8 protein-coding genes and 1 CRISPR repeat array are annotated in these 12,958 nt (G+C 29.5%); all 8 genes read left to right on the top strand.

Features of this window, described 5'->3' with window-relative positions:
- Positions 1-127: 127 nt before the first annotated feature.
- The 8 genes from HW275_RS11295 (at position 128) to cas3 (ending at position 12,951) form a co-directional block, all read left to right on the top strand.
- Entirely contained in the window at positions 128-532 is a 405-nt protein-coding gene (locus tag HW275_RS11295; protein ID WP_178936647.1) for a hypothetical protein, read from the top strand.
- Between the two features lie 63 nt (positions 533-595).
- Positions 596-3,244: a preprotein translocase subunit SecA gene (secA, locus tag HW275_RS11290; protein WP_178936646.1), complete on the top strand. Its 2,649-nt coding sequence runs from the start codon at positions 596-598 to the stop codon at positions 3,242-3,244.
- 151 nt (positions 3,245-3,395) lie between these two features.
- Positions 3,396-4,943 carry a flotillin family protein gene (locus HW275_RS11285; protein ID WP_178936645.1) on the top strand — a complete coding sequence of 516 codons (1,548 nt, stop codon included), beginning with the start codon at positions 3,396-3,398 and terminating at the stop codon, positions 4,941-4,943.
- A gap of 771 nt (positions 4,944-5,714) precedes the next feature.
- A CRISPR array of direct repeats spans positions 5,715-5,939; the repeat unit is 29 nt; unit sequence ATTTACAATACAAATTGTGCTATTAAAAT.
- 336 nt (positions 5,940-6,275) lie between these two features.
- Positions 6,276-7,058, top strand: coding sequence for a CRISPR-associated endoribonuclease Cas6 (gene cas6 / locus HW275_RS11280; RefSeq protein ID WP_178936644.1), 783 nt, complete (start codon positions 6,276-6,278; stop codon positions 7,056-7,058).
- A 234-nt stretch (positions 7,059-7,292) separates the two neighbouring features.
- Complete coding sequence (locus tag HW275_RS11275) at positions 7,293-8,852, top strand: Cas8a1 family CRISPR/Cas system-associated protein (protein ID WP_255460105.1); 1,560 nt, start codon at positions 7,293-7,295, stop codon at positions 8,850-8,852.
- A 2-nt stretch (positions 8,853-8,854) separates the two neighbouring features.
- A complete protein-coding gene (gene cas7i, locus HW275_RS11270) occupies positions 8,855-9,751 on the top strand; it encodes a type I-B CRISPR-associated protein Cas7/Cst2/DevR (RefSeq protein WP_178936643.1) in 897 nt (298 codons plus the stop codon).
- 2 nt (positions 9,752-9,753) lie between these two features.
- Positions 9,754-10,518: a type I-B CRISPR-associated protein Cas5b gene (gene cas5b / locus HW275_RS11265; RefSeq protein ID WP_178936642.1), complete on the top strand. Its 765-nt coding sequence runs from the start codon at positions 9,754-9,756 to the stop codon at positions 10,516-10,518.
- A gap of 33 nt (positions 10,519-10,551) precedes the next feature.
- Complete coding sequence (cas3, locus tag HW275_RS11260) at positions 10,552-12,951, top strand: CRISPR-associated helicase Cas3' (RefSeq protein ID WP_178936641.1); 2,400 nt, start codon at positions 10,552-10,554, stop codon at positions 12,949-12,951.
- Positions 12,952-12,958: the final 7 nt, after the last annotated feature.

Here is a 12,958-nt window from a genome sequence, read left to right as displayed (position 1 = left end):
GGAATTATCAAAGTTAAATTTTTAATTTTTTATTCTGTCAAAGGCATTTTTTTATAATAGACAAAAAGCATAATAAATGATATAATAAATAAGTTTTTAATAAATTTAAAATATTGAAATTTCAGGAGTGAGAAAAATAGTTATAGATAAAAGGAAAAGTGTACTGCTTGTTATGACTTGCCTCCTCTTTATGATGACTTATTCGAGCCTTTTGGGGACACCTAGTTTTAGCCGTAAATTAAGTGTTTTTGTGGATGAGAATAATTTGAGCCATGAGGATATTCGGGATTTGATTGTGAAAATTAATCAGATTGAAAGTGTAAATAACAGGCGATTGACACAGGAACTGAAAAAAATTGGGAAACGTAAGGAAAAGGAAAAAGGAAAACAGAAAGATAGCCTTTTTTTATTATTTAAAAAAAATCAAAATACTGTCTTTTATAAAAATTCTGATAAAATTCCAAAAAATATTGGAAATATCAGCGCTTTTTTAATGAAAAAAGATGAAAATAATTTACGGACAAGAGAATAGGAATCAAATATTTTATAACCTGTAACTTTAGAAATTTAATATACGAAAGGAAAAATCAAAAAAATGTTAAAAAAACTAGGAGAAAAAATATTTGGTACATCAGATGAGAGAGAAATCAAGAAAATGCAAAAATTGGTGGATAAGATTAATGAGATTGAGCCGCTTTTTGAAAAAATGACAGATGAACAGCTGAGTCATAAGACAGTTGAATTTAAGGAAAGACTGCAAAAGGAAACGCTTGATGATATATTGGTTGAGGCATTTGCGACAGTCAGGGAAACTTCAAAAAGGCTTATGGGAATGCGTCACTATGATGTTCAGCTCATCGGAGGAATGATTCTTCATAAAGGCTGCATTGCGGAAATGAAGACAGGGGAAGGAAAAACCTTGATGGCAACGCTTCCAATTTATTTAAACGCATTGCCAGGTAAAGGAGTGCATGTTGTAACGGTTAATGACTATCTTGCAAAACGGGATAGAGATATTATGGCAGGACTTTTTGAGTTTTTGGGACTGACTTCTGGAGTTGTTGTTGGAAATATTACACCAGAACAAAGAAAAGCCGCCTATAACTGTGATATTACTTATGGAACGAATAATGAATTTGGATTTGATTACTTGAGGGACAACATGGTTGGGGAGCTTGACGAAAAAGTGCAGCGTGGGCATAACTATGTTATTGTCGATGAGGTAGACTCAATCCTAATTGACGAGGCAAGAACTCCGCTTATTATTTCGGGAGCGGCCGAAGAAACTACAGAATGGTACAACACTTTTGCAGAAGTTGCAAAAAAATTAAAAAGAAGCTACAAAACTGAAGAAATTAAGGATAAGAAAAATACTGTAATTCCTGACGAGGACTGGGAAGATTATGAAGTTGATGAAAAATCGCACACAGTTACAATTACTGATAAGGGAATTAAAAATGTTGAAAAGATATTAAAAATAGATAATTTATACTCGCCAGAATATGTAGAACTTACCCACTTTTTGACACAGGCATTGAAAGCAAAGGAATTGTTTAAACTGGACAGGGACTATATTATCAATGACGACAATGAAGTTATTATAGTAGATGAGTTCACTGGGCGTCTTATGGAAGGAAGACGGTATTCAGATGGGCTGCATCAGGCAATCGAAGCAAAGGAAAAATTGGAAGTTGCTGGAGAAAATCAGACGCTTGCAACAATTACATTACAAAACTATTTCAGAATGTATGAAAAATTGTCAGGAATGACGGGAACTGCAAAAACGGAAGAAGACGAATTTAAACAAATTTATAGCTTAAAAGTTATTGTAGTGCCCACAAATAAGCCTGTTGCCAGAGTAGATTTACCCGATGTTATTTATATGAATAAAAATGCCAAGTATAAAGCAATTGCAAGAAAAATCGAGGAACTTTATCACAAGGGTCAGCCTGTTCTTGTCGGTACGGCTTCAATTCAGCATTCAGAAGAAGTTTCCGCATTATTGAAGAAAGCTAAAATTCCTCACGAAATACTAAATGCAAAACATCATGAAAGGGAAGCGGAAATTATTGCACAGGCAGGACGTTTCAGAACAGTAACGATTGCAACAAATATGGCAGGACGTGGAACGGATATTAAACTTGGAGGAGATGCAGAGTCGTTTGCTGCAAAAGTTGCGGTAAAAGGTACGCCTGAGTATGAAGATGTCTATGCAGCATATGTAAAGGAATGTGAAGAAGACAAGAAAAAGGTGATTAAAGCTGGCGGATTGTTTATCTTGGGTACAGAAAGACACGAGAGCAGACGTATTGACAATCAGTTAAGAGGACGTGCGGGACGTCAAGGGGATCCAGGAATGTCAGAGTTTTATTTGTCACTTGATGACGATTTGATGAGACTGTTTGGTGGAGATAGGCTGAAAAGCATGATGAAAATGCTAAAAATTGACGAAGATGAGGAAATTCGCCACAAACAAATAAGTAAATCTGTTGAAAATGCTCAAAAACGTATCGAAAGTCGAAACTTTTCATCAAGAAAGAGCCTTATTGAATATGATGATGTAAATAATACTCAAAGGGAAGTTGTTTATGAGCAGAGGGATGCCATCTTGAAAAATGAAAACTTGAAAGAGTTAATTACAAACATGATTTCAGACACTGTGGATGACATTGTAAATTCTGCCTATGTTGGTGAAGGTAAAGGCGAAAAAGACTTTAATTTGCTGTCAGATAAACTTCAGGAAACATTTGAATATGAAATTTCGGAAGATTTGGCAAATGCAAGTGCAGATGAGATTTCAGACAAAGTTTACAATGATCTGGTAAGAATTTATGACGAAAAGGAAGCGGCTATTGGAGAAGAAATATTTAGAAGAATTGAAAGATATATTATGCTGGAAGTATTGGATTCCAAATGGCGACAACATTTGAAGGATTTGACAGAACTGCGTGAGGGAATAAGGCTACGTTCTTACGGGCAAAGAAACCCTATTCATGATTATAAAATTGTAGGTTATGAGATTTACAATGAAATGATTGACGCAATAAAACGTGAAACAAGCTCATTTATCTTAAAATTAAGAGTTCGTAGTGAAGAGGATACAAACAACTTGACTCATGAAGAAGTTTCAAATGTAAGATATGAACACGAAGAAAATGAAATGATAGGCGATGATGTACCAAATGAAACGCATCGTCCGCTTTCAAGAAGAGAAAGAAGAGAACGTGAAAGAAGAAATGTCTAATTTTGAACGATAAAAAAACTTGCTAATTTAAATAAAAAAATATTTATAATTTTATAAATTTTGGAATATTTTTTTTGTTTTTGATAAGAGTTATTGATTATAGTTGAAAATGAACACAAAAAATAAAACTTAGAAGATGGAGTTGATAAATATGGGATTTTTATTAGGAAATTTTGTTCCGATATCGATTGTTCTGATTATTTTTTTTATATTTTCGCTTATCGGATTTATTCGTGTACCGATGGACAGGGCGGCATTTATTAGCGGATTTAAAAGAAGAGTTGTAATTGGAAGACTGGCTTTCTATTTGAGATATTTTGAAAGAGTCGATTATCTGGATTTATCATTATTTTCTGTAGATGTTAATACATCAGTATTTGTACCCACAAATGATTTTATTAATATAAAGGCTGATGCAATTGTAAAATTGCAAATTTCACAGGAGCCAGAAATTTTGAATATTGCTTCTAAAAACTTTTTGAATAAAAAGAGTGAATATATTGGAGAGTCTGTAAAGGAAGTGCTGGAAGGAAATTTACGTGAAATTATTGGGCAGATGAACTTGAAGGATATGGTTCAGAACAGAAAAGAATTTAATGTGAAGGTTCAGGAGAATGTATCGCCAGACTTGCGTGAAATGGGGCTTGTAGTAGTTTCGTTCGCTGTGCAGTCATTTATGGATGAAAAAGGCGTGATTGACAACTTGGGAATTGAAAACATTTCGAAAATCTCAAAAGATGCAAGTATCGCCAAAGCTCAGGCTGAAAAGGAAATCGCTATTGCAAAGGCAAATGCGGATAAGGAAGCAAAAGACATTGAATTAAAAGTGGCAGAAGAAATTGCTGAAAAAACTAATAAACTAGAAATAAAAAAAGCCGACTTAAAAATTGAGTCAGATACGAAAAAAGCCTCTGCAGACATGACTTACCAGCTTGAAACTGAGAGAAAAAGAAAAGAACTGGAAGAAGTTCAGGGGGAAAGTAATTTTACCCGTGAAACACAGGCAATAAAAACTAACCAGGCAAAATTGGAAGCTGAAATCAAAGTTGACAACCAGATAAAATCAGACGCAGAACTTTATAGAAAGACAAAACAGGCTGAAAGTAAGCTGATTGAAGAACAGCGGGAAGCAGAAGCAATCCTTTACCAAAAGACGAAAGAAGCAGAAGCCTTGAAAATAATGGCGCAACAGGAAGGAGAAGCTTTGAAAATTAAGGCGGAAGCTGATTCTGAAAGCATAAAATTAAAGGCTCAGGCAGAAGCAGAAAGCATTAAACTAAAAGCATTGGCAGAAGCTCAAAGTAAACGTGAAATAGGACTTGCTGAAGCCGAAGCAATAAAAGCAAAAGCACTTGCCGAAGCGGAAGGGATAGATAAAAAAGCCGACGCAATGAAAAAATACGGAAATGCCGCAATTATGGAAATGTACTTCAAAGCACTGCCAGAAATCTCTAAAAATATTGCATCTCCGCTTAACAACATTGACAAAATCACAATGTATGGTGATGGTAATACTTCCAAGTTAGTTGGAGATATTACAAAATCAATCGCCCAAATTAATGATGGAATCACGGATTCGACAGGAATTGACTTAAAATCTGTACTGGCTGGAATGCTTGGAGGGAAAATAATTTCTGATAAGGAGAGATTAGATTCTGAAAGTGAAAATGGTGTCAATTCTGGAAAAAATAAAAAATAATAAAAGGAATTATTATATTCTTATATTAAACCCTATTTAAATAGTGTATAAAATCTATTCATAAAGAATTATGCTTTTTACTAATTCATCTTAAGTGAATTTATAGTATAACCACAGCATTTAGCGTCTTGAATATTTTTATTACCAAACCCTATAACCCCAATTGACTTATTTCCAAATTTGTTCAATGGGGTTCATTTTTAGTGTATGCAGCGTATGTGTGATATTATGATATTTAAATTCTTTGATTTATTCTATGCCGCTCGACTAGAATTACAATATCCTGCTATAATTTTATGCTGGTAGGAGATATAGGGACTAACCTTGTTATATTGCATTAGCAATAATGCACGGTTCAATTCTTCCAAAGTTTGCTTCATTTTAAAGCATCAGCCTTACTGTCTTATCTAGATTTTTTATTTTTGTTTTCTGCCTCAAATCACTTAAACTGTCTAACTTCCTCATCGCCCGCTTTTTTTGCTGTCGGCTTTTTCTGTAGCTACATCATATTAAAACTTTGTATACTTCTCGAACCTTTCTGTTCTTTCATTGACACCCAATATTTCAGTTTTTTTTACCTAATCCTCTTAATTCCACTGCATACATTAATCTTCACTTTTTTCTAACCGCTTCTTATTTACTTTAAAATTTCTTCTGTTATCTCAATGCTTCTGTCATTTCTATCACCTATTATATTATATTATTTGGTTTATTATTAAATGCCTGTGATAATTTCTTTACAGTAATGTACCTATTTTTAGATGAGAATATATTTACAATACAAATTGTGCTATTAAAATTCAAAGTAACCTAAATTTACATATTTCTGATAAGGTATTTACAATACAAATTGTGCTATTAAAATGTCGAGGCTTACATGCTTGACAGAAATAAAAGAATACATTTACAATACAAATTGTGCTATTAAAATCACGTTATGAAAATGGTATAACAGAAAGTATAAAAGATTTACAATACAAATTGTGCTATTAAAATCATATCATTATTAGTTACCCTAAATATAATATCATTTTTTAACAATTTTGTCGATACTTAATTTTTTCCAAAAATTTTAAAAGATGATTTTTTATTTTCAAAATAAAATATTTAAGAAAGTCAATAAAAATCAGTAATTTTAAGAATTTGTCGGTATACAGGAATTTTTTAGTTATTGGGCATCGACAGATTAATAATATTTAATATCTAAGAAAATTATCTATTAAATAATAATAAAAGTTTATTATATAAGTATTTACTTTTATAAAAAATAGGATATAATATATTATTATATTTCAAAGAAAAAAATAATGGAAAGAAAGGTACAATAAGAAAATGAGATTTAAGATTAATATTGAATTAACAGAAGGTAGCAGCTTTCCTATAAATTGGAGATCAAAAATTTTATGCGTCTTAAAAACAGGACTGAAAAAATGTGATAATGAAATTTTTGAAGAATTTTTTGGATCTGCAAAACAGAAAAATTATACATGGTCAGCTTATTTTCGAAATGTGAAATTTGAAAAGGATAAAGTTAAATTTTTAGGAGAGGAAAAAAAGATTATCGTTAACCTTTCGGCATATGATAATGTTGATAGTTTAAACATTTATAATGCTTTTTCAGGTATCAGGTTTAAAGAGATAAAAATTTCAGAAGAGACAAAGGTTGTGGTTACTAATATTTCGATTTTACCAAGGCAAATTATAAAGGATAACATATTAATTGTTAAAACTATGTCTCCAATAGTTTGCCGTGATCATGATCAAGAAACTAAAAAAGACACCTATTATACAGGGACAGATGATAAATTTTCTAAAATTATAAAAAGAAATCTTTATTTAAAACTTAAAGAATTAAAAGGAGAATATGTAAAAAAAGATATTGAAGATTTGATAATAGATTCAAGTCAGACTAAAAAGGTTGTTGTTAAGCATTATGATAAAACTAAAAAAGATAAAACTTTAAATTATGAAAATAAATTTAATGGTAAATTTTTGGATACTTCAGTTGGTATATTGAAATTGGAAGGAAAAAGTTACATTTTGGATTATATTTATAATGCAGGGATTGGGAGCATAACTGGAAGTGGATTCGGAATGCTGGAAAAATTGAAATAATTTAAATTAAGAAAAGGAAGAAAAATGAGTGATGAAAAAATAGAATTGAAATTGAAGGATTGATTATTTAATGCTGGGTTATTAGGATTTATAAATATTCTTGGAGAAGAAGCAAGGAATAATGGAGAACTGGAAATAGATGATAAAAATCGCTTAATAAGATTTTCTCCAAAAGTTTTGGAAAACTTCGAGTATAAATACTTTAATTTTTTTATAAAAAGATATGGAAAAACATTGACTTATGGTAAAATTTTAGAATTTGAGAAATATATTGATGAATTTGAGGAGAATGGAGAAAAAATTAGAAGTATTAATGAATTAAAAATGATAAATGATAAAATTACATTCTTTAAAGCTAAAATCAAATCTGAAAGTTATAAAAAGGCATATGATTTCATAGAAAAAAATGGAACTAATAAAATTTTAGGACTGGAAAAGGAATTAAAAAAAATAAAAGAACCTAAAGAAAATATTGCTGAAATTTCAAATGATAATGTAAAAAATTATCTTAAGACTATGAAGGAGATTATTGATTTTTTTAAAAGGAAAATAACTGATAAGGAAGGAAATGTAAAAAATTATCTTGCTGCCAAAAATATAGCTTATGTAATAATAAACAATGCTTGGAGCAGTGTATCATTTTTAAATAGGGCAAATGCCGCTAAAGATATTTATGACGAATATAAATCATATTTTGTAGAACCTGCATTAGAATATGTTAATGCTGACAAATCTAAATTTAAATATAAATGTGTAATTTCAAATATGCAGATGAAGGATTATAAAAATACATTAGGATTTTTAAATGACACAGGTTTTGATGTGAGTAGAAAACCATCACATGTCTGGAATTTTGTAAATGATATTGCAGTAACTCCTTTGGTTACATTGGTTTATTCCTGCGTTCCGGCAGGATTTATATATGGAGCCGATAAAGGAATATTTGTAAACGCAAATCATAATATAGATCAATTATGTAATATAAACAATGGAATTGCATATAATATTTTAGAAGATGAGTCAGAAGAAAAGAATATAAATCTGTATAAAAATTTATTAAAGGAAATTAAGAAGGAAAAAGACAATACAAAATATGAATTATCAGATATTCAGATTGTAAAGTTTGAGGAAGGACACTATAAGTTTACTTTGTTATCACGAAATATTTTAAAGCTTTTATCTGAAAATAAAGAAAAATTAGATGATTTATTAGATAAATGGTATTTAATTGATAAAAGATATTTTAATATTTACGATACGACAATAACAGAATTGTTAAATAATCAGAATTTATTCTCGCTAATAAACAAATTATGTTACTATAAAATTTCAAAAACAAAATTGTATTGTAAATTAAAAAATATAGAAGATTTACTAAAAATAAATTTAGATTATATCAGGAGGTTGAAGAAAATGGATAAGCAAGAAATAATTGAAAAAAAGGAAAATAAGAAAACGTCAGAAGAATTAACAGAAAAAGATATTTTCTATATAAGAAGAGATGCAATGATTTTTAGGGAAGAATATATAAGAAAAAGTGGAAATGATAAAAAGATTGGAAGTCTGTTATACAGACTTCAGAATGCTTTGAGAATTAATAATGTTGATATGTTTATGGATGCTCTGATTTCAGCTCATGCTTATGCAGGAAAAAATATCAGCTCACTTTTTGCTAAAGCACTTTTAAATGATGAAAATTTTCAGACATTAGGACATGGATTTTTATTAGGTTTATTAGGTGAAGATAAAAGTAAGAATGAAAATAAGACAGATAAAAAAGAAGGGAATGAATAATTATGAAGAAAAAAGGTTTAACTTTCACAGCAATATTTTTGGCACAAAGTGCTAACTATGGAGAAGGAATAGGAAATGTTGCAGCATTAAAGAAATTATCAAGAAATAAGGGGGAACAATATACATATATTTCCAGACAGGCAATAAGATATAACATTATAGAACAGCTTGGAGAAGAAAAGTCACCAGTAAAAGCAGAAGGAAGTGGAGACAAGAAAGTAGTTCAATTTTCAGCAGATACGACAATTAAAGATTATCCTGAACTTGATTTTTTTGGATATATGAAAACAATAAAAGGTGAAAATTCTAAGAACCGTTCTGCAATAGTAAGACTGTCAAATGCTATTTCATTGGAAACATTTAAAGGGGATCTGGAATTTTTAACAAATAAAGGATTAGCTGATAGAATCGGAGAATTTCCAAATATAGCACAGGCTGAAATACATAAATCTTACTATAAATATACAATTACTATAGATTTAGATAGAATTGGAATAGATGAATTGGATGAAATTGAAGTTTCAAATGAAGAAAAATCAAGAAGAGTGAAAAAACTTCTAGATACGATTTCATTGCTCTATAGGGATATTAAAGGAAGAAGGGAAGATTTGAAACCTTTATTTATAATAGGTGGAGTGTATAATATAAAAAATCCATTTTTTGAAAATATAGTGGATGTTAAGATTAACAAGATTCTAGTTGATAAACTATGCAGCGGAATCTACGATTATATTGAAGAAGATACAATATCTGGAATTGTGAAAGAACAATTTGAAAATGATACAGAAGTTGAAGAAAAATTGAAAGAAAAAAATATAAATGTGCTGAATGTTCCTGAATTCTTCAAACAGTTAAAAGAAAAGGTCGATAATTATTATACAGAGAAAGTTGATGGATAACTATGAAGGCAATTAAATTGAAATTGTATCAAAATATGGTGAATTATAAAGTTCCAACAAGTTTTCAGCTGAAAGAAAGCTATCCTTTGCCACCATATTCAACAGTAATTGGAATGGTTCATTCCCTCTGTGACTTTAAGGAATATAAACCGATGAAAATAAGTATCAGTGGAAATTATTTTTCTAAGGTTAATGACTTATATACAAGATATGAATTTAAAAATGGAAATCCTTTTGAAATGGGAAGGCATCAATTAAATGTAAATGGTTATGGTATTAATAGAGGAGTTGCAACTGCTGAACTGCTGGTTGACGTAAACTTGACAATTCATATTATTCCGGAAGACCAGTCAGAAGAATTTTTAAATACCATTTTTGAAGCATTCAAATATCCAAGAGAATACCCAAGCTTAGGAAGAAGAGAGGATATTGTATTAATTAAGGATGTTAGGATTGTAGACGTGGAAAAGAAAAAACTTGAAAAAGATTTAAGTAATGGAGAAGATAACTTTGCATATATCCCTGTTAATTTTATTCAAGAGAAATTAGTAAATCATGGAGACAAAAAAAGTGGAATGAACATATATGGAACTAGATATGAACTAACTAAAAATTATATTCTTAATAATATTGGGACAAAATCCAAGCCCAAGATGATAAGGTCATGGGAAAAAGAAGAGGTTATTTATTCTTCGAATATAAAAGGCTTCAAAAGAAGGGAAGTCCCTCTAGATACTGATAATGAAATTGTTTTTTGCGAATTATAAGTTAAATATTTTTATTATATATAGGAGTCTAATATGAAGAATAATTTTTTAGCTAAATCTAGTGGCGAAACAATATTAAGACACACAGAAAATCTGTTTAATAATTTTATGAAAATTTTTATGGTCTATCCTAAATTAAATGTTGAAAAAAAGCTGTTATTGCTTGCGTGTATCTATCATGATTTAGGGAAAATAAATCAGAAATTTCAGAGCAAACTGTCTGGTGAAAAGCAAAGTGGGGAAATTCCTCATGGGATACTCAGTACTTCATTTATAAATGATGATATTTTAATTGAATATCATCATTTTAGTGAAGATGAAATAAAAATTTTAGCTCATTCTGTAGCTTTACATCATGAAAGAAATTTAATGGAAATAAATGACAGTGATTTATCTGATGAGATATATTCAATGAACAATGAAGTTAAAAATTTTTCAAAGGAATTAAAAATTCTGGAAAATATTTATTTTGAATATTTTAAAAATACTGAGAATTATAAAGATAGAAAAGCAATTTTTAATTGGGAAGATGGAAAAGTTGAATTAGCACAATTAAGCTCTTTATTTTATGAAATAGGAAGTAGAGTCTATTCTGATGTAGAAGGTTCTGAAACTTTTCAAAAATATGTAATGTTAAAAGGATTACTGAATAAAATAGACTATGCTGCAAGTTCATATATTCCAGTTGAGGAAAAAAATGATTTTCTTGAAGAGAAAATGAATGCTTTTCTAAAAAATATATTGAAAAGGGATAATCCTGAGAATGACTGGAATGAGTTGCAGAAGTTTATGATTCATAATCAAAATAAAAATGTTGTAGTGGTAGCACAGACAGGATATGGAAAGACTGAAGCGGGACTACTTTGGATAGGTAATAATAAGGGCTTTTTTACATTGCCGTTAAGAGTAGCAATTAATGCAATTTTTGACAGAGTGAAAAATCAGATTGTAATTGAAAAACTGGAAAATAGAATAGGACTGCTACATTCAGATTTTAGAGAAATATATATAGAAGATATAAAAAAGAAGGAAAAAAATAATCCAGAAAAGATGGATAATGATGAGCTGTTTATATATATGGATAAAACAAAGCAGCTATCTTTACCATTGACAGTCTGCACAATAGACCAGCTTTTTGATTTTGTTTTCAGAGCACCAGGATTTGAATTAAAAGTTGCTACACTATCTTATTCTAAAGTAGTTATTGATGAAATTCAGATGTATTCAACGGATTTATTAGCTTATTTGATATATGGACTAAAATATATTACAGATTTTGGTGGGAAATTCGCTATAATGACTGCCACTTTACCAGGAATTATCACAGATTTGTTAAAAAAGGAAGAAATAGAATTTGAGACTAGAGAACCTTTTATAAATGATAAGAAAAGACATAATTTGAAAATATTAAAAGAAGTTATTAATGCTAAATTTATAAAAGAAAATTATAAAGATAATAAAATTTTAGTTGTCTGCAACACTGTCAAAAAATCCAAACAAATATATGAAGATTTAAAAAAATTAGGAATAGAATGTAAAGAATTGAATCTGCTTCATAGCCGATTTATAAAAAAGGACAGAGCTAAAAAAGAAAAAGAAATTTCTGAATTTGCCAATCCTAAAAGATTTAAGGAAAATGTGAAAAAGGAAAGAGAATTAAAAAATATTTGTGAAAATGGAATCTGGATTGGTACACAAGTAGTTGAAGCATCTCTTGATTTGGATTTTGATATTCTCGTTACAGAATTATCAGATTTGAATGGACTTTTTCAGAGAATGGGAAGATGTTACAGAAATAGAGAGATTTTGGATGAAAAATATAACTGCTATGTTTTTACAGAAGAGTGTTCCGGAATAAAAAGTTCCAAAGCAGTTATAGATAAAGAAATTCATCAAAAATCTAAAGAAGCACTGATAGACATTGACGGATTACTTACAGAAAAGGAAAAATTGGAATTGATTGATGAGGTTTATTCTACTGAAAATTTAAAAGATACAGAGTATTATGGAAAATTAGTAAAAAATATTTATGCTTTGAAAAATTATATAGTGGAGTATGAAAAAACAAAATCAGAAGTACAGAAAATTTTTAGAAATATTGCTTCAAAAGATATAATTCCAAAAATTATTTATCAGCAAAATGAAAAAGAAATAAAGAAAAATATTGAAATCCTGCAGAAGAAAGCAAAGGGATTGAATGAAAAAGAGCGGAAAAATTTAAGGAGTGAAAAAATAGAAGCAAGACGAGAAATAAATCAATTTAAAGTAGCAATTCCTGAATATGAATTTGATGATATTTCTCCTGAACAAGTAGAAAAAATGGAAATAAATGATTATGAAACATTGATTATTTTAGATTGTGATTATTCATATGAAAAAGGATTTGAAGTAAAAATGAAAAATCAAGATTTTTTTGAAGATAATACTTTTTAAATGTTAT

This window comes from Leptotrichia sp. oral taxon 223, assembly GCF_013394795.1.
Lineage (GTDB): Bacteria > Fusobacteriota > Fusobacteriia > Fusobacteriales > Leptotrichiaceae > Leptotrichia.
This window is presented reverse-complemented; position numbering and strand designations above follow the sequence as displayed.

Coding starts and splice junctions, on each gene's coding strand:
- secA (WP_178936646.1), top strand. CDS start 596: ATGTTAAAAAAACTAGGAGAAAAAATATTTGGTACATCAGATGAGAGA.
- HW275_RS11285 (WP_178936645.1), top strand. CDS start 3,396: ATGGGATTTTTATTAGGAAATTTTGTTCCGATATCGATTGTTCTGATT.
- cas6 (WP_178936644.1), top strand. CDS start 6,276: ATGAGATTTAAGATTAATATTGAATTAACAGAAGGTAGCAGCTTTCCT.
- cas7i (WP_178936643.1), top strand. CDS start 8,855: ATGAAGAAAAAAGGTTTAACTTTCACAGCAATATTTTTGGCACAAAGT.
- cas5b (WP_178936642.1), top strand. CDS start 9,754: ATGAAGGCAATTAAATTGAAATTGTATCAAAATATGGTGAATTATAAA.
- cas3 (WP_178936641.1), top strand. CDS start 10,552: ATGAAGAATAATTTTTTAGCTAAATCTAGTGGCGAAACAATATTAAGA.